Source organism: Lentibacillus juripiscarius, assembly GCF_042685205.1.
Classification (GTDB): domain Bacteria; phylum Bacillota; class Bacilli; order Bacillales; family Amphibacillaceae; genus Lentibacillus; species Lentibacillus juripiscarius.
On record NZ_JBHUNA010000020.1, the window covers coordinates 87,829 to 107,078 of the forward strand.

The following is a 19,250-nucleotide window of genomic DNA, read 5'->3' on the forward strand; positions in this document are numbered from 1 at the left end:
GTGGAATGATGAGTACCGATAAGCGATTGCCTACATTGCCAGAGGTCTTGTTTGTGTTAATTTCATTTATTTTGATTATGTTTTTGTTTGTAGTGGAATTTGGTATACCAATTCAGCTGGCTCTATTAACGACTTGGTTTATGATTATGCTGGTAGGTTGGAGGATTGGCTATTCTTATAAAGAAATGCAGGATGGGTTATTAAAAGGAATCTATGATGGGTCAGAAGCCGTACTGGTTCTTATTTCTGTAGGAGCATTAATTGGTACATGGATTGCAGGTGGTATTGTTCCTAGTATTATCTATTATGGTTTAACTATTATTCATCCCAGTATTTTCCTTCTAGCTGCATTCATTATTTGTGCCATTACTTCGATTGCTACAGGGACATCCTTTGGATCCGCGGGAACAGCTGGGATAGCAATGATGGGAATTGGGGCTAGTTTTGGTTTGCCGGTACCCCTAGTAGCTGGTGCCGTGATTTCCGGTTGTTATGTTGGGGATAAACTTTCCCCTTTATCAGATACAACGGTAATGTCGGCGTCACTATCCAAGGTTAATTTAATTGATCATATTAAATCGATGTTGTATGTCAGTGGCCCGGCATTCCTGATAGCAGGAATATTATTTGTGATAACTGGGTATTTCTTTATCAGTAACAGTGGTGATTTGTCGCAAGCTGAAGCAACCATGGCTTCACTAAAAGAATACTTTAACATTGGCTGGCATATGCTGATACCTGCTGCTATCGTCATAATACTGCTGACACTAAAAATGCCTTCCATACCCGTTATTTTATTCGGAGCATTATTAGGATCTATTTGGGCCTTTATGTTTCAGGGAGTAGGGATTCTGGAGTCTATTAACATTCTGTATGAAGGTAGTGAGATTAACTCAGGGGTGGAGTTCATTGACAATCTATTAAATCGTGGTGGTATTGCCTTTATGCTCGACGTTATTGCTTTAATCTTGTTTGCCCTAGGTGTTGGGGGGGTGATGGAGAAAACAGGAATATTGCGTGTGATTTGCTTGAAAATGCTTGCATGGGCAGACAATGCGGGGAAAACAACTTTAACAACAATACTTTCTGGTTTTTTTGGAAACTTTTTTGGTGGTGCAGCCTACGTTTCAATTATTACAGCTAGTAAAATTACGGAAGAAAATTATGATCGTTTACAAATTGACCGTCGAATACTTTCCAGAAACACCGAAGCAGGAGGAACCGTCACAACCCCAATGGTACCGTGGTCTGATGGTGGTGTATTCATGGCTACTACTTTAGGTGTGTCAACAATGTCTTATTTACCTTTTCTATGGTTTAATTTTTTGGTTATTATTCTATCCGTCCTATACGGTTTTACGAATAAGTTTATATGGTATACGAAATCAGACGATGCGGATTATAACCAGCGTACAACCAAGATAGTTAACTCATAAACAAGTAATGTAAATTAATGAAGGAGGAGTAGTGAAAATGAAAGAATTAAAGGGAGCTTTTCCAGTACTCGTTACACCGATGCATGAAGATGAAGAGGTTAATTATGAAGGATTAAAGGAGAATATTGAATACTTTATTTCGCAGGGCGTTGCAGGAATTGCAGTTAATGGAAGCACCGGTGAGTTTGTCAGTTTGACGAAAGAAGAAAAATTAAAAACTGCTGAGTTGGCGGTGGAACAAGTCAATGGGCGGATTCCATTGATTATCGGTACCGCTGCGGAAACAACAAAAGATGCTATCATGTACACAAAGCATGCCGAGGAAGCAGGGGCAGATGCAGCATTGCTGATCAACTCCTATTATGCACACCCAAAGGATGAGGAAATTTACGAACATTTCAAGGCAGTAGCAGAATCGGTACGTTTTCCGGTCATGATTTACAATAACCCATTTACATCTGGTGTGGATATCGGGACGGAGACAATTTTAAACGTTGCCCGTGATGTCAGCAATATCACCCATATTAAGGAGTCCAGTGGGGATATAGGCAAAGCACGTGATATTTCAAGACAAGGGAAAGGTTTTATAGAGACATTTTGTGGATCCGACGACTTGGCTCTTGAATCACTTTTAGTGGGAGCCACGGGCTGGATCTCCGTTGCTGGAAATATAGCACCACGATTAGTAACAGACTTGTTTACTAGTGTACAGGAAAACAAAATGGAACTGGCGTGGGAACTGTATGATAAAGTACTTCCACTTTGCAACTTTATCGAAGGATCCGGAAAATATGTACAAATCGTTAAACGGGCGATGGATCTGCAAGGATTGGCTGGTGGACCTTCCAGAAAACCAAGGCTGGGATTAACAGAGGATGAGGATAAAACGCTAAAAGAATTGTTAGCTGCACTTGATTCAGCAGCGATTGATGGTTTACCAACATCATGAGCCAGCTTTAACGGAACAGTCCCTCTGCTTAGCATTTGAGGGTCAATGGCTAGCGGAGAGGTTGAATCCCCGTGAAAGTTGGCGTTTCACTATACATTCATAATTTTGAAGGAGGATGTTCGCATGATTACATCACAAGTAGAATTAAAGCCAAAAGTAAAAGCTTTTTTGGAAGGGGAAAAGGAGCTCTTTATTAATGGAGCATATACACCCGCAGAGGGCGGTGAAAAATTCAAAGTGTATAATCCAGCTACGGAAGAAGTTTTGGCTGAAGTCAGTGAAGCACGGGAAGATGATGTTGATAAAGCCGTCAATGCTGCAAGAGAAGCATTTGAAAATAGTGAATGGGCAACTATGACTACAGCGGAACGATCTCATCTAATTTACAAGTTTGCAGATTTGCTCGAACAGAATAGAGAGGAGCTTGCGCAGTTAGAATCACTGGATAATGGCAAGCCGTACACCATTGCCTTAGAAGATGATATTGATGGTACTGTGGAACATTTCCGGTATTATGCAGGATGGGCTACAAAAGTCCTTGGACAAACAACACCAATTTCTCCTGATTATTTAAACTATACCGAGCATGAGCCGGTTGGTGTGGTGGGACAGATTATTCCGTGGAATTTTCCATTATCCATGGCTTCATGGAAACTAGGTGCTGCACTAGCAACAGGCTGTACGTCTGTCTTGAAGCCTGCAGAGCAGACACCGCTCTCGTTGCTGTATGCAGCGGGCCTGTTAAAAGAAGCTGGTTTCCCAGATGGTGTTGTTAATATTGTTCCAGGGTATGGCGAAACAACTGGTGAGGCCATTGTAAATCATAAAGATATTGATAAGCTCGCGTTTACTGGTTCAACGGATGTAGGCAAATCGATTATGCGAAAAGCTGCAGACCAGGTTAAGGATGTAACCCTTGAACTTGGAGGTAAATCACCGAATCTTATTTTGGAGGATGCAGATGTCGAAAAGGCAATTGATGCAGCTTTTTCGGGAATTATGGATAATCACGGACAAAACTGCAGCGCGACTTCACGGGTCTATGTTCACCGCAAGCACTATGAACGTGTGGTAGAGGAGTTAGCTAAGCGTGCCAAAGCTACGAAGTTAGGTAACGGGATGGATACGGACACCGAAATGGGACCACTCGTTTCCAAAGAGCAATTTGACCGCGTGCTGAACTATATCCAAATTGGCAAAGAAGAAGGTGCCAGGCTCGCAGCTGGTGGTGACAAAGTATTTGATAAAGGATATTTCGTACAGCCAACCGTTTTTGCCGATGTGGAAGATGATATGCGTATTGCCAGAGAAGAAATCTTCGGCCCTGTTGTGGCGGTTTTTCCGTTTGATACAACGGAGGAAGCAATCCGCCGGGCAAACGACAGTGACTATGGATTGGCCGCTGCAGTCTGGACGGAAAATATCCGAACAGGTCACCGGGTGGCGCGTCGTCTGAAGGCAGGAACGGTCTGGATCAATGATACCAACCAGGAAAATCCTGCAGCAGCATTCGGTGGGTATAAGCAGTCTGGAATCGGCCGTGAAATGGGTAACTATGCTTTAGATAATTATACGGAAGTAAAAAGTGTTTGGGTAAATCTGCAATGATAAAAAGGCCGTCCTGTTATAGGGCGGCCTTTTCAATATGTTAATGTTATTCAATACCAAACATTTCGAATTAGGATTGAAATTGTATGCTTTTCGAATTTTTCTTTAATCTTATACAATTATCTTCCGTTTAGATGACGAAAGTATGTTAAGTTCTTCTCGGTATTTTGCAACTGTTCGACGGGAAATGGTTATGCCGTTTTCATTATCAATGTACTCGGCTAGTTTTTGATCAGAAAGGGGTTTTTTTCTGTCTTCACCTTCAATCAATTGTTTCAATAATTGTTTAACTTGGGCAGAAGAGACATTACTACCATTATTCTTTTCGAGTTTTGATGTGAACAACCGATGCATTTCATAAGAGCCATTTGGCGTCCGTACAACTTTATTCTTCGTAGCTCTGCTGACCGTAGATTCATGCATCTCAATTGATTCGGCTACTTCTTTTAATGTCATTGGTTGAAGATGAGAATAGCCGTGCTCCAAAAAACCATGCTGCTTCTTAACAATAGTATCTGTGATTTTTAATATCGTGGATCTGCGCTGTTCAAGGCTTTTAATCAGCCATAGGTATTGCCGATAATTTTCTTTAATATAATTTGACGTGCTTGGATTACTGTCTTTTAAATTCATATAGTTTTGATTAAGGAAGATCTTGGGCAAATAACGATCGTTCAAGGCTATCGAGTAATCCTTACTTTCTGTTTTTTCAATCGTAATGTCTGGGTACGAATAGTTTAGGCTTGAGGCAGAAAGTCCGGAACATGGTCTTGGGTTAAGTGCTACAATATTATCGGAAATCTGCTTTACATCACTTAAAGGAATATCCAGTTGTTTTGATAGTTCCTTCCATTTTTTATTCGCCAGTGCTTCAATATAATTCTTTATAACAGTGTGCATCAGCGGATGATTTGGATAATAGTAATTTGCTTGCAAGAGCAGGCATTCGCTTACATTTCTGGCGCCGACACCGACCGGCTCCAGTCGCTGCAGAATCCCAATGCAATTTTCAACGGTTTTTCTATTTACCTCTAGCTGATCCGCAACCTCAGCAGCTGTTAAAGGTAAATAGCCGTTGTCATCCAAGTTGAGGATTAAGTATCGTAAAATAGTTCGTTCTTTAACATCAATATTAAGATATTGTGCCTGTTCCAACAAATCGTCGGTGAAATTCTGTTGATCTTGCGCTGCAATTAAATCTAACGGACTGACATCATTATCGTTATGGCCCGGGCTTTGCTTCTTTGGAAAGGATAGTCCATCTTCAACGCGGGACTCTATGGATTGTTCTTCCAGCTCTATTAAAGGGTTTTCAACAGCTTGTTCTTGTATGAACTGGGATAAACTAATCGTGTTGTATTGTAGCAAAGAAATCGCCTGTCTGAGTTCAGTTGTCATCACAAGGTTCATCGTTTGCTTTTGAAACAACCCGATTTCCATTCAAGTTCCTCCTGACATTCGAATGCGCTTACATATGGTTTAATGAATATTATGAATATGAGGTAATCATTATTCTATCGGAATTTTCTTGATTTGTATAGACGTTTTTTGTGCTTCCTGAAATTAAGAAAATATATTTTGAAAAAGCTGGTTTTGCATCACCTGTCTGACTCCTATTAAAGCTTCAATCCATCTTTCACAATAAAAGACACACATGGCAAGCGCTCAGATGTGACGGTGTCATCGGCTTCAAACACTTCCATTAGTTTATATTGCCGGCTTTCCGAATCGAGCACATATTGTTCGATTGCCTCGTTCTTGTAGTCGACAATCCAATATTCGGGTATATTAAACTGGGCATAGCTTTGTTTTTTCATCATCCGGTCCCGGCTTGCGCTGTTGGGAGAGAGGATTTCAATCACTAAATCAGGCGGGCCGACAATAGCATGTTCTTCAATGATATGCTCTCGGCTGCGGTGGATCATGAGAATATCCGGCTGGCGTGTTTCTGTATTGGAAAGAATAACGTCAATTGGCGAGTGCAGGATGATGTAGTCGTTTTCGCATGGGTCAGTTAGTGTTCTTTCCAAGCGGTGGCTGATGCGTTGATGTGTTGTAGTTGGTGATGGTTTGAGGTCAAGTATGCCATTGACAATTTCATACTGGTTGCCATCTTCCGGCAGCTGATAGTAGTCATCGACCGTCCAGCCTGGTTCGTTAATGACAGGTTTTTTATGACGCTTTTTACCATACATGCGGGTTCGCTCCTTTCTATGTAATCTATTATCACATTCTTTGCAAAAATATGCCATAGAAAAGAGCGGGGGTTTTATAATTCCCGCTCACCTTTTTGATGCCGCTGTATAGCCTTTAATCACATGAGTATGCCCGTCATTTTCTGTTGTTGTGATTTCGGCATAATGTGTGTGGTAACCATTCCCCAAAGAAATTGGCGGACTTGTGTATGCCTCATAATAATGGATATGCCCGTCATCGAATGTTGTGTTGCCGTAAATTATGTGAACATGGCCTTCATCCGTTTCAATCGGTGTGCTGGTTACGCCTGGATGCAGATGGTTATGCTTGTCGTCACAGGTTGTTGAGCCGTAATGGGCATGTGTGTGCCCGGTTTTAGCTTTCTGTTTGGATTGCTCGTGCCGCGGTGCTTCATCCGGATAGAAACTGTATGGGTACGGCATACTGTTGGGATTGGTAGCCGGATTCCAGGCATAAGGGTACTGGCTAAAGTCATAATACATCAAACATACCTCCTTGATTTCATCGATAATAGGGTATGTAATGGGCGCTTGTACGGTGTTGGAAAGTCGTTGTGATTGGGTGCCGGTTTATCTTTTTCCCAACACACGCCAAAGACCAAAAATATGCTACACTATAATAAAAAGTAGGTGATGAAATGATTTATGAGATGAAAGTAACATTAAAGCATGTTGGTATGCCGGTCTGGCGTAAAATTCAAATTGACAGCAACTCCACCTTTTATGATGTTTGGACTGGCCGTTTACATAGGGGATGATGGATATGCCTCATTAATGGATTCATTGACCGAGAGGGAAGTCGATTTTGAATATGTTGTGAATCAGCGCAGCTTGCTGCTCAGTTATGAGGATCGGGACGACCTGGAAAAAGAAGATTACAAGCTCATTAAATCATATGATGTCCCGTTTCGCGGACGGAAAAGCTGGCCGTCGTTCAGAAGCTATAAACCTGGGTTTTATCCATGGCTTATGGATGACGAGGAAGCAAGGCTGATGCTTCTAGGGATGGAACAGTCAATGGAGGTTTATCAGGAAATCACGGATGGATTGGACATGCCGGATATGCTGTTTGATGAAGAGGTCCTTGTAAAAGTTCCCCACGAAGAAAAGGGGCCCGTTGTGTTTCAAAATCAAGTTGTTGAGCTGGAAGATATTGCAGAAGAGGCCCCGGAAGTTCCACTTGCTGTGTCTGAGCTTGCATTGAAAAGGGTGAAAAAGCTGGCTAAACTGCCTGCAGCCATCGAGTTTACCATGGAGTATATGGATATGCCTGTTCAAAATGAGCCGGATGAACGACCGGTTTTTCCGTTATTAGTCCTGGCGGTTGATCAAACGCAGGGGCTGATAATGTATCAGAACCTGGTATCCAATGACTTAAGTCCCGCTATTTTGCAAGGTGAATTTTTAAAGATGTTGGAGTCGATAAAAGGCATCCCGGAAACTATCATGATCGATGAAAAAACGGCCCATTTTTTAGCACCACTTATGGACAAATTAAATCTGCGGTTTGAAGTAAAGGATTCTTTACCGCTAATCCGGCAAGTGATCGACATGCTGCATGAGGGTATGCCATCTTATTAGTATGACATGGATGAAATGCTATGTTGCAACGATCACATTTCTGTCACAATCGCCGAAAAAACATCTTTCTATTTCTCTTGAATAATTGAAAGTCATTATCAATGACATTACAATAAGACTAGAAAATGTCATTGAACTTCGGAGGATGTGTGATGGGGAAAGTATTGCTGTTATACGCAAGCATGACTGGCAACACAGAACAAATGGCTGACATCATAACAGAAGCGGTGCAGCGTCGCGGGCATGAAGTTGTTACGAAGACGTTTGAACTTGATCCGATAGATGTGGAGGAACTGGCTGCATATGATGGTGTTCTCGTCGGCACGTATTCGTGGGATGACGGGGAACTCCCGTACGAGGCGGAAGATTTTTATGATGAACTGGATGACGTCGACATTACCGGCATGGTTGCGGGTGTGTTCGGTTCTGGCGATTCCTTTTACGATACATTCGGCGGAGCTGCCAACTCTATGGGTGACCGCTTTGTAGAAAAACAGGTAAAACTGGTATCGGAGCGGCTGATCGTGGATTTGGAGCCGGATGAGGATGATAGGAAAAGATGCGAGGCGTTTGCCGATGCATTTTGTGATTTAGTGGAAGGAACGGAGGAAGAGGCCTGAGCGAATTTCCTAGGCTAGGGAATGCACGAGCTGGTATCCGTCGTCAACTCCCGGAAAACAAAAAGAAAAAGGCTTGTCACCACCTTATGATGGGACAAGCCTTTTTCTATTTCGAAAGGGGGGTCATTAAAGGGCATTACATGTATGATTATTCCCATTGGTTGGGATTTTAAACGTGGTTGAATTTATTGTAAAGAAACCGTCGTGTACGGATACACGACGGTGTGAAAGAAATCGGGGGATTAGTCACCTTCCCCTACGCGACGTTAATTAGTCCCCTTTGATTGGTTCTAATTCGTTGTTGTCGACTGTTAATAATATATTGCCTGCTTCGATGTGCTGCTGGTTGATTGGATTAATATTTTCATAGTCACCGGAATTGGTGATGACAATCGGTGAGGCTATGTCGTATCCCTTTTGTTTAATCGAATCAATATCGAATGTGCATAAGAGCTGGCCTTTCTCAACTGTCTCATCTTTTGCAATCTGTAATTCAAATAACTTTTCTTTAATCTCGACCGTATCTAAGCCGATGTGCATCAATATTTCTATACCGCTGTCAGACGTTATGCCGATAGCATGCCCAGTTGGATAAACGGTTGTGACGGTACCGCTGACGGGCGCGTATAAGTTACCTTCGCTTGGATAAATGGCAATCCCTTTGCCGATCGCTTCGGTGGCAAAGACCTGATCATTCAGTTCACTCAGCGGGCGAACATCGCCGGAAAGCGGGCTACTGATATGCGTTGTTTCTTGCTGAGCTGATTGGCTGGGTGTTCCTTTCTTCGGCTGCGGTTTTGGGGTATCCCCATAAAGTTTTTGTACCATTTCTTCCTTGTAGCCAAATAGATAAGTCAAGATAAATCCGCCAACATATGAGATAAGAAGTCCGATGAAATATAATAGATACTTATTGTCAGCAATTAGTGGGATCAGTACGAGACCGGATGGCCCGACAGTAATAGCTCCAACACTGCTGAGGGATAAGAATGCGCCCCCGAAGCCAGCACCCAGACAGGCCGTAATAAATGGCCGGCCGAGCGGTAAACTGACACCATAAATGAGCGGTTCCCCGATACCTAAAATCCCAACAGGAAGTGAGCTGGCAATTGTATTTCTTAGCCGCTTGTCTTTTGCTTTGAGATAAATGGCAAAAGCAGCCCCAACTTGACCGCCGCCTGCCATGGCAAGAATCGGCAGTAATGTTGTTGATCCGAATTGATCAATAAGTTCTAAGTGTACAGGAATCAACCCTTGATGCATTCCGACAGTAACGAGTGGAAGGAAAGTTGCGGCTAGGACATATCCGCCTAATATGCCACCAGCTTCCAGCATGACATCAACCAGGAACCATGTAATTCCGTCCATCAGCAGGCCTGCGATTGGCTGAATGATCACAATCGTGGCAATAGAACCTGCCAGTAACGTAATAAGTGGTGTCAAGACAAGATCCAAACTGTCAGCTACCCGCTTGCGAACGAATTTTTCTATTTGTGCAAACAGATAGGCTGCGACAATTACACCGAGCAAACCGCCAAGTCCAGTACTGACTTGCAAGTTAAGCCCGAATAAATTTAGCGAGCTGATGTCATCTAAAACAGGGGCATTAATCAATAGACCTGCGATACCGCCAAGGACCATTGTCCCGCCAAATTCTCTTGCGGTATTAATCCCGACAAATACACCAAGTGCGCCAAACAACAGATTGCCAATGGCCTGAAGCAGCTGATACCAGCTTGAATCAAGAATCGCCGGGTCAAGTATCCCTGCGTCTGGGTTGGCTAGGTTCATAATCAGATTCGCAATTCCCAGCATTAAACCGGAAGCAACTAATCCCGGAATGATGGGGACAAAGATATTCCCGATATGCCGGAATAGCTTCTGGAACCGTGATGTTTGTTTCGCTTTATAAGCGGCTTTCGTATCATCGGCGATATCAAACTCACTATCGTCACCTGTGTCATCAACACCAACATCAATCGTCGTATTCTCATGAATAGCGTTGGCAACTTTAGTCACTTTGCCGGGTCCCAGTACAATTTGAATGGTTTCGTTGTCAATGACACTTAAAACACCATCCAATTGTTTGATAGACTCTAAATCAACATTGTTACGGGATTTAAGATTGATCCGGATACGTGTGATACAGTTAGTCAGACTGGCAATATTGTTTTCACCACCAAGACTTTTAACAATCGATTGTGCCAGTTCTTGATTATTCATTTCATTCACCATCCTTGTTTGCTAGTTTGATAGCTTCACGTACAAACCCGTCAGTTTCAGCCAAATTTTGTTTGGCTTTTTCATAGCTGCACCGAAGCTTAATCATGACAATCGCAAGTTTCGGGTTCTGATGTGCGCGTTCCAAGAAGGATGCAGCGGTATCATAATCGACTTGTGCAGCGAGTGAAATGATGTTTTTTGCCCGTTCGATAAGCTTTTTGTTTGTTAATTGCACATCAACCATCAGGTTTTTATAGACTTTGCCAATGCCAATCATTGAGCTTGTCGAAATCATATTGACCACAAGCTTTTGCGCCGTTCCTGCTTTCAGGCGGGTTGAGCCGGTTAAAATTTCCGGCCCGACGTCGACTTCGATTGAAATATCTGCATGATGGCTGCTTTTAGCATTTTTATTACAGCTGACTGACACGGTATGCGCCCCGGTGGCTTTACTGTAATCCAAACCACCGATGACATAAGGGGTACGTCCACTGGCAGCTAATCCGATGACAGTATCTTTTTCGCTTAAATGGAGGGCTTTTAAATCAGCCGCAGCACGTTCAGGGTCATCTTCAGCCCCCTCGACAGCCTGCATAATGGCGTTCTCCCCTCCGGCAATAAGGCCTTGGACTTGTTCTGGATCAGTGCCAAATGTCGGGGGACACTCGACGGCATCAAGGATTCCCAGACGCCCGCTTGTACCGGCGCCGATGTAAATTAGGCGCCCGCCTTTTTTAAATGAGTCAATCACGGCTGAAACAGCTTTTTCAATGTCCTTTATTTCGTTATTGACAGCATCCGGAACGGTTTTATCCTCCTGGTTCATCACATGTAATATGTCATGCGTACTCATTTCATCCAGGTTCATTGTTTTTTCATTGCGTGTTTCAGTTGTGATGGTTTCTGCCATGTTTTGTTTCCTCCCTTTTGCTTTGCTGTACAATCTCATAAGTTTGATTCAAGTGGGATAGGGAATTTTCATAGTTTTCGTATGCGTACGCCGTATAAAGCATATCAATCACATTTAATGATGCAATTCGTGATGACATGGCGGCACTTCGGAATTCATCTTCTTGTGCGGCCACAAATAAAACAGCATCTGCAATGTCACTCAAACGGGAATCCGCATATTTGGTGATGGCTATGACCTTTGCGCCCTTGGATTGAGCGATTTTAACACAATCAATGACTTGCTGTGTTTCACCTGAGTATGATATCGCCACGGCTGCGTCATGCTCATTCAGATTGATGGCTGAAACTTTTTGCATATGGAAATCACTATAAGTTGTACAAGCTTTATTAATCCGCATGAACTTTTGCATGCCATCATAAGCAATCAAAAAACTAGAGCCAACACCATAGAAGTCAATTTTGTTTGCTTGTATTAAATACTGATATGCCGCTGTTAGTTGGTCTTGTTGAATTAATTGCAATGAACTGTATAAGGATTGAATGTTCGTATTGGTAATAACAGACATCATCTTGTCAATGGAATCCCCAGGTGATAATGTTTCTTGTTCCAGGTCATGCAAATTGATAACCGTCAAATCACCGGATAATTTTAATTTAAACTCTTTAAATCCCTTATAGCCAAGCGTCTGACAATAGCGCATGACAGCAGAGGAACTAGCATAACTGGCATTTGCAAGCTGAATAACAGACATAGCAACCGTATTTTCAGGATTTTTTAAAATATATTCTGCAACAGCCCGTTCTGATGGTTTAACATAGTCAAGCGATTCTCGAACTTTATAAAGAATACCTTCCAGTCATAACACCTCCATACGGAATAAGATAACGCTTACATCCAAACCTTATCCTGAATGAAATAAAAAATCAATAAAAATAATAAAACTGGTATAAAGTTTCAAAAGATGAAATAACAAAGAACAGGGGGCAGGGATAGATATTTAAGCTAGAAGGAAAAGACACTGATGTACCTAATGAGATAGAAGGTGGATTAGTAGTGGTGACTTCTACTCGATTAGCTCGTTTGAATGATGAACTTTAGCGGGGAAATTGTGAACTTCAGCGAAAACATTGTGAACTTCAGCCGAAATTGTGACAACTTCAGCGAAATTATGGTGAACTTCAGCATTTCCCCGCATAAGTACCTAATAAAGCAAGTATTCCTCACGCAGTTTTTTAAATTCATTCAGCTCATCTTGCCATTGTTTTTCCATCCACTCAACGGATTTGCCGCTTTCAATGGCTTCGCGGACCCAGCCGTTGCCGATCAGGTTATCAAAGAATGATACACCCTGACTGTTTTCGGCGCGAAATGCAAATTCTTCCGGATACAGGTCGTGCAGTGTTTTGACCATGTGCAGTCCTGTTTTCACCGGGTGAAAGGATTGCTTGTGTGTTACGTGAATCTGCACGCCGTGACTTAATTCCCCGCTGTGCTTGGAAAAGGCCGGTGTAAATGATGCGGATCTGAAACCAATGCCAGGCAGGTTCAAATCATTCAATGCGGCAGCAAGTTCGGTACTATCGACATATGGTGCGCCAAGGAGTTCGAATGGCTTGGTTGTACCGCGTCCTTCCGATGCATTCGTTCCTTCTATTAATGCTGAACCAGGGTAAACCATTGCTGTTTCCGGTGTTGGCATGTTTGGTGATGGCATGACAAATTCCAGTGGTGTATCTTCGTAGTACATGTTTCGTTTCCAGCCTTCCATTTCCGCGACGGTCAAATCCGCACCAATACCGAATTCATTATTGAATAGTTTTGCCAGCTCGCCGACGGTCATGCCGTGCCGGAGCGGAATAGGGTAGTTTCCGACGAACGATTTATATTCCGGATCAAGCACCGGTCCTTGTACTTTGATCCCGCTGAGTGGATTCGGGCGGTCGAGGACGATAAATGGAATGTCATTTTCCTGTGCCGCTTCCATCGCATAGGCCATGGTGTAAATATAGGTGTAGAAGCGGGTACCCACGTCCTGAATGTCAAACAGCAGTACATCAATATCCTCAAGCATTTCCGGTGTTGGCTTGCGTGTTTTTCCATACAAACTGTACACCGGCAGTCCGGTTGCTTCGTCTATATAATAGTCAACATATTCGCCTGCCTGGGCACTGCCGCGTACACCGTGTTCGGGACCATAAAGTGCCGTCAGATCAACGTCCGGATCATTGTGGAGGACATCGACAATGCTGTTCAGCTCTTTATCGACACCGGTTGGGTTGGTAATCAGGCCGACACGCTTTCCTTCAATCAGCTCCTTTTGTTCATCCAGCAAAACGTCGACACCGAGCTTGAATTTTTTCTGTTTTCCTTTTGCTTTCCCATTTCCGTTATTACTATTGTTCCAGCTGCTGTCTGCAAAAACGGCCGTCAGTGATCCAAGCACAAGCAAAAGGGTGAAACAAGCAATCAGGTATTTGCGCACGAAAAATCCTCTCCCTTTGGAAAATTTGGTTGCGGGGGCTCCCCTCCCGGCTTGGATGGCCGGACCCCCCTGTTTACTCGGATAGAAATGTGAACTTCAGCGGAATAGTTGTGAACTTCGGTGAAAAGTTTGTGAACATCGGCGAAAACATTGTGAACATCGGGGAAAACCATGTGAACTTCAGCAAATCAAATCCCGCCGCTTCCGCTTAATAAGAAAGTCCATGCCCATATTCGTACAATACATGGCCATCCGCATCTGGTATGGTTACCGGCAATAGGCCTGTTGGGTTATTTTCACCGAATAGGCTAGCCGCTGCTGCTCGGAAGCTGGCATTCCGGAAGCCGTATTGTGCCAAATAGGCATCAGCTTTTGGATAAGCCATGATGTCGTATGGATTGCGGATGCCTACACCGATGAATGGGGCTGACACCTCATCAATCAGCTGGTTCATCATCTGCATTTGTGCACTATCCTTGGAGCGTCCGCTGACATTGGACGTGTAGGTTCCGGCGATAACCGCTGACGTCTTTTCCAGTTGGGCCAGCTGTTCATCATTCAAGGGTCCGGAGGCGCGGATGAGTTCGGTGCTGGCATGGCGCTCCTTGACAGATTCATATAAGCGGTCGATATAGGTGCTGCCCACTACAACGACTTTTTCTTCATCGGAAACGTCAAGCGGCAGCGTGTCATTATTTTTCACCAATGTGATGGATTGGTTGGCTGCTTCTTGCTCAACTTGTTTATGATCTTCAGAGCCAACGACTTCCTTGGCATTTTTTACGATATCATCGACTGGTGCTGGGGTTTCGGGTTTAATAATTTTCCGTTTAACTTTCAAAGCCAAAATCCGCTCAACAGATGCTTCCACGCGTTTTTCGGAAATCTCACCGGACTTCACAGCATCCAGCAAACCGTCAGCGACTTCCTTAAGCCCAACAGGCATCAAGACAATATCTGTTCCTGCTTTGACAGCACGGATAGCTGCATCAACAGAACCGAAATGATCGCTGATGGCATTCATGTTCAGTGCATCCGTGATGATAAGCCCGTCATAGCCCATTTCCTCGCGCATCAGACCAGTCAGCACTTTTCGCGACAGGGTGGCCGGCAGCGAAATTTTTGTTCCATCTTTTTTGGACGTGACTTTTTTATCATCGATTTTTGGAAACGTGACGTGTGCGGTCATGATGGCATCGATATTTTCGTTCATCGCCTGCTGGAATGGGTACAGCTCTACTTTCTTCAGACGTTCTTTATCATGTGGAACTTCCGGCAGCCCGAGATGGGAGTCAACTGCTGTGTCGCCGTGCCCTGGAAAATGCTTAGCAGTTGCAGCCACACCGGCGTTTTGCAGGCCTTTCGTATAAGCGATGCCCATGTCAGCCACCAGTTCGGGTGAACCCCCAAATGAACGTACGCCGATCACTGGGTTGTCCGGATTATTATTAACATCCATGACGGGAGCGAGATTCATGTTGATGCCGAGTGCGTTCAGTTCCTCACCGATTGCGTGACCGACATCATATGTCAGGTCCGTCGATCGGGCTGCACCAAGCGCCATATTGCCGGGCATGTCGGTTCCGGACTGCAGCCGTGTGATAACGCCGCCCTCCTGGTCAATGGTCACAAGCATCCCGTATTTTTCCGAAGCCCGCTGATAGGTTGCGGCGAGTTTTGCCGTCTGCTCTGTTGTCACCACATTTTCCCGAAACAGAATGACACCGCCAAGATGATACTCCTTTATAAGTTGTTCGATTTCCGGCATCAATTCGGTAACATCCTTCCCATTCCATGTCCGGAAATCCGGCATGAGCATCTGGCCGATTTTTTCCTTGAGGGACATGCTGGCGACCGCCTTGTCGATTAGGTGATAGCGGTCACTATTCTGTTTAATAACTTTGCCAGTAAACGAAGGCTTGCCTTTCTGACTAGGATTGTCCGGTTTCATATGGACTGCGATGCGGTCCTCGAAAGTGCTGTCGGAAACGGTGATAAAAGAGCGGCCGGGCTGTCCCGTCAAAGTTACAGTGCCGTCATCATCAACTTTTGCCACATTCGTGTTGGAAGACTGCCATGTCAGGTTATCAGCGGTTAATTTGAAATGGCCTTCTTCATAAACGTGAAGTGCGCTTAAATCGATTTGATTGTCCTCTATCTGTACAGAGGCTTCCGGGACATTTTCCAAAAGAATCAAATCCTTTATCGATGCATCCTCAGCTGCTTTGACGGTTCCCATGCCGGCTATCGGAAACGGGCTGATCATCAGTGCCAAAATCGTAATTACAATAAATGAAAATTTTAATTGTGTTCTCAAAAATTCTCCCCCTTAATACGTTCGTTTTACCCAATCGTTACTTTTGAAATCTACCGACTCACCATCTAACTTAACATTTGAGATATACCACCCTCTCCCGTTGGTATAGGTATCTGTCTGATAGTTGAACCGGATGAATTTGGTCCCTTTGGGTATCTGCACGTGCTCTGCTTCCCAGCCGGAATTGCTGCCAGTATAAGCTGCTCCGGCATTCGTCCAATTTTTTCCGTCTGTTGAAACTTCAATGGTACCAGTATCATAGCCTTCCTCCATCCGGTACCATGTATGAAACGATAAGGCTGTCTGTTCTGTGACATCGACTGCAGCCGTCAGTGTTCGATTCGCGTCATCTTCATATCCTGAAAACCACGCTGCATCACTTTTGGCCGGAATGGTGACCGGAATAGCATCAGCGACCTGGCGCGCAAACTTACGGCGTGCCGGATTGGTGGAAACAGTATCACGTGACGGGTGCACGCGGTTAGTCAGTAAAATAGCTATAGTATTATTATTTTGGTTTACTACCATTGATGTTCCGGTATAACCAGTATGCCCAATGGCGGAGGGGTCTGCCAGTGCATCCATGTACCAGCCTTCCGAAATCTCCCAGCCAAGCCCATGCGCATCCCCTGGCATATTGGGAATCTGGTTGGATGTCATCATTTCCACGGTTTCTGGCTTGAGAATTTGCTGCCCGCGATAGTTGCCATCATTGATGATCATATGCCCCAGTTTTGCGAGATCCTTTGCCGTGGAAAAAACACCGGCGTGCCCGGCAACGCCATCAAGAGCCCAGGCGTTTTCGTCGTGCACCTCACCCCGGATAACGCCGCGGTCTGTCCATGGCTGATATTCGGTGGCGGCGATTCGCTCTGTTAGGCCCGGAGGCGGATTGTACATGGTATCCGTCATGTTGAATGGTTTGGTAATATGTTTTCGGACAAATTCATCCAGCTGTATACCGGAAATACGTTCAACAAGCGCACCTAATGTTATCATGTTCAAATCACTGTACGTGTATGTCGTTCCGGGTGCGTTCTCCAGTGGATACTGAAGGACATACTGCAGCCGGTCTTCCCTTGATTCTCCCATTTTGTATAGCTGGAGAGACGGTTGGAACCCTGATGTATGTGTCATGAGCTGTTCTACGGTGACGTGCTGTTTACCGTTTAGAGCAAATTCCGGAATATAGTCTGCCACCGGGGCGTCCAGTTTCAGTTTTCCGGATTCATACAGTTTCATCGCCGCGATGGTGGTAAAAATTTTGCTGAGCGAGGCAATGTCAAATATGGTGTCTTCGCTCATCTGGACAGGGTCATCTACTTGTTTGCCTTCTTTGTCATACTTAAGGGCATGTCCATATGCTTCGTGCTGCACAATGTGTCCGCTTCTGGCGACAAGGGTGACAGCACCGGGCATGACGTCCTCATCCATCATCGTCCTCATAACCGAATCGATGGCGTTCAATGGCTGTTCGATCATCCCGGCTCCTTTTGCTGTTCCGGGGTGGAGCACAGGTGCAGCAGGCTTTGGTGCGCCCCAGCTGAAATTTGGTTGTGCTTGTTTCTGTTTGGCGGTCATGTGTGTTTTTTCGGATGAGGGGTTCTGAAGGCTGTTGGCATCTGCAGGCATGCTGGGTGATGCAAGGAATCCAGCTGCGACAATAATGGGAAGTGCAATGTACGTTACGTGCCTCCGCATGTTTCTCCTCCTTTTGAAAAGGTTTACATACAGCGTAGAATCTCGTGTGACGCGCGTCCATACGACGGAAGTATCATAAAAGTTGGGAAAGTTAATCTACATGCATCAAACGTATTAGGGAAAAGGACTGCTATTCGGCTGTTGTCAGCAGGTATTGAAAACTCTATACTTGTGTTAGCAGCTTACATAAAAGAGGGTTGTCGATAATGGGGAGTTCTATACTTACGAACAAAGGCATTGTATGGGTGCTGATTCTGCTCATCACTGTCATCTGGGGATATGCATGGGTTTTCATGAAGGCGGCACTTGATTTTATGGGGCCATTTACTTTTTCGGCGTTCCGGTTTGGGACAGGGGCTGTGACACTGCTCCTGTTTGTGTGGATCCTGAGGGCCGGGAAGCCGCCCCGACACATGTGGAAGCATTTGGTTGTCGTCGGGATGCTGCAGACAGCCATCGTCTTCACATTTGTCATGTACGGCATGCAGTTTGTCAATGCCGGAAAGTCATCCGTTCTATTGTATTCCATGCCGCTCTGGAGCAGCATCTTCGCGGTAAAGCTGCTCGGGGAAAAAATCACGCCGGGAAAAGTGGCTGGACTGGCAATGGGCATGCTTGGCTTAGTGACCATCCTCGGCTGGGATATCTTTTTTGTAAAGGATCTGTCGGTTATATTCGGTGAGGTGCTGATTGTGGCAGCGGCGTTTTCGTGGGCCGCGTCCAACACCTATTACCGGCTGAAGCTGGAAGGCATGACACAGCTGCAGGTATCTGCGTATCAGATGCTGTTCGGCACCATTGGAATACTGGCAGCCACGATAGTTGCCGAGTGGGGCGAGCCAATACAGCTGACCGGTGCAAGCATTTTTTACATATTATTTACTGGTGTGCTGGCATCAGCATTGTGTTTCACCGTCTGGTTTGTGCTCCTGAGCATGATTGATATGGTGACCGCTACCTTGTCTACACTGCTTGTCCCGGTATTCGGCCTGTTCTTTGGCTGGTGGATCCTCGGGGAAGAACTGACTGGCAGCATTTTAGCCGGGTCTGCACTCGTGATTGCCGGAATCGTCGTCGCGCAGATTTTTGGGAGAGAGAAGTCGGAGAGCGGCGGCTGACGTTGGTGGAATCGCTGCAGATGCGGGCAGAATCGCTGTAGTTTGGCAGGAAATCGCTGTAGAGCGAGCGCGGGGTCGTTGCAGTA

15 protein-coding genes are annotated in these 19,250 nt (G+C 44.8%); 6 read left to right on the plus strand and 9 right to left on the minus strand.

The window, feature by feature from the left end; genetic code table 11:
* The first annotated feature begins 8 nt into the window (after positions 1-8).
* From nhaC to ACFSUO_RS09370, 3 genes are all read left to right on the plus strand, one after another.
* Positions 9-1,436: a Na+/H+ antiporter NhaC gene (nhaC, locus tag ACFSUO_RS09360; RefSeq protein ID WP_382393373.1), complete on the plus strand. Its 1,428-nt coding sequence runs from the start codon at positions 9-11 to the stop codon at positions 1,434-1,436.
* 37 nt (positions 1,437-1,473) lie between these two features.
* On the plus strand, positions 1,474-2,385 hold the full coding sequence (gene dapA, locus ACFSUO_RS09365) for a 4-hydroxy-tetrahydrodipicolinate synthase (RefSeq protein WP_382393375.1): 912 nt from the start codon (positions 1,474-1,476) through the stop codon (positions 2,383-2,385).
* A gap of 123 nt (positions 2,386-2,508) precedes the next feature.
* Positions 2,509-3,993 (plus strand): aldehyde dehydrogenase family protein, encoded by a 1,485-nt coding sequence (locus tag ACFSUO_RS09370; protein ID WP_382393377.1) that lies wholly within the window; start codon positions 2,509-2,511, stop codon positions 3,991-3,993.
* A gap of 111 nt (positions 3,994-4,104) precedes the next feature.
* Here ACFSUO_RS09370 and rpoN read toward each other — a convergent pair whose 3' ends face one another.
* From rpoN to ACFSUO_RS09385, 3 genes are all read right to left on the minus strand, one after another.
* Positions 4,105-5,433: an RNA polymerase factor sigma-54 gene (gene rpoN, locus ACFSUO_RS09375; protein WP_382393379.1), complete on the minus strand. Its 1,329-nt coding sequence runs from the start codon at positions 5,431-5,433 to the stop codon at positions 4,105-4,107.
* Positions 5,434-5,609: 176 nt separating this feature from the next.
* Positions 5,610-6,188 carry a Uma2 family endonuclease gene (locus ACFSUO_RS09380; protein WP_382393381.1) on the minus strand — a complete coding sequence of 193 codons (579 nt, stop codon included), beginning with the start codon at positions 6,186-6,188 and terminating at the stop codon, positions 5,610-5,612.
* Positions 6,189-6,275: 87 nt separating this feature from the next.
* Entirely contained in the window at positions 6,276-6,692 is a 417-nt protein-coding gene (locus ACFSUO_RS09385; RefSeq protein WP_382393383.1) for a YmaF family protein, read from the minus strand.
* Positions 6,693-6,911: 219 nt separating this feature from the next.
* Here ACFSUO_RS09385 and ACFSUO_RS09390 point away from each other — a divergent pair, with 219 nt between their 5' ends.
* The gene (locus ACFSUO_RS09390) at positions 6,912-7,790 is read left to right on the plus strand and encodes a DUF7309 domain-containing protein (protein WP_382393385.1); all 879 of its coding nucleotides are present in this window, start codon (positions 6,912-6,914) and stop codon (positions 7,788-7,790) included.
* A gap of 152 nt (positions 7,791-7,942) precedes the next feature.
* Complete coding sequence (locus tag ACFSUO_RS09395) at positions 7,943-8,410, plus strand: flavodoxin (protein ID WP_382393387.1); 468 nt, start codon at positions 7,943-7,945, stop codon at positions 8,408-8,410.
* A 270-nt stretch (positions 8,411-8,680) separates the two neighbouring features.
* On the opposite strand, the gene ACFSUO_RS09400 is transcribed toward ACFSUO_RS09395, so the two are convergent.
* From ACFSUO_RS09400 to ACFSUO_RS09425, 6 genes are all read right to left on the minus strand, one after another.
* Entirely contained in the window at positions 8,681-10,633 is a 1,953-nt protein-coding gene (locus ACFSUO_RS09400) for a glucose PTS transporter subunit IIA (protein ID WP_382393389.1), read from the minus strand.
* Between the two features lies 1 nt (position 10,634).
* Positions 10,635-11,543, minus strand: a complete 909-nt coding sequence (gene murQ / locus ACFSUO_RS09405; RefSeq protein ID WP_382393391.1) for an N-acetylmuramic acid 6-phosphate etherase — start codon at positions 11,541-11,543, stop codon at positions 10,635-10,637.
* Positions 11,521-12,402, minus strand: coding sequence for a MurR/RpiR family transcriptional regulator (locus ACFSUO_RS09410; protein ID WP_382393569.1), 882 nt, complete (start codon positions 12,400-12,402; stop codon positions 11,521-11,523). The genes murQ and ACFSUO_RS09410 overlap by 23 nt, the downstream gene beginning before the upstream one ends.
* A 345-nt stretch (positions 12,403-12,747) precedes the next feature.
* Positions 12,748-14,028, minus strand: a complete 1,281-nt coding sequence (locus ACFSUO_RS09415) for an exo-beta-N-acetylmuramidase NamZ family protein (protein WP_382393393.1) — start codon at positions 14,026-14,028, stop codon at positions 12,748-12,750.
* Positions 14,029-14,236: 208 nt separating this feature from the next.
* Positions 14,237-16,294 carry a glycoside hydrolase family 3 protein gene (locus ACFSUO_RS09420; RefSeq protein WP_382393571.1) on the minus strand — a complete coding sequence of 686 codons (2,058 nt, stop codon included), beginning with the start codon at positions 16,292-16,294 and terminating at the stop codon, positions 14,237-14,239.
* Between the two features lie 63 nt (positions 16,295-16,357).
* Positions 16,358-18,046 carry a serine hydrolase gene (locus ACFSUO_RS09425; RefSeq protein ID WP_382393395.1) on the minus strand — a complete coding sequence of 563 codons (1,689 nt, stop codon included), beginning with the start codon at positions 18,044-18,046 and terminating at the stop codon, positions 16,358-16,360.
* 206 nt (positions 18,047-18,252) lie between these two features.
* On the opposite strand from ACFSUO_RS09425, the gene ACFSUO_RS09430 reads away from it, so the two are divergent.
* Complete coding sequence (locus ACFSUO_RS09430; RefSeq protein ID WP_382393397.1) at positions 18,253-19,164, plus strand: DMT family transporter; 912 nt, start codon at positions 18,253-18,255, stop codon at positions 19,162-19,164.
* Positions 19,165-19,250: the final 86 nt, after the last annotated feature.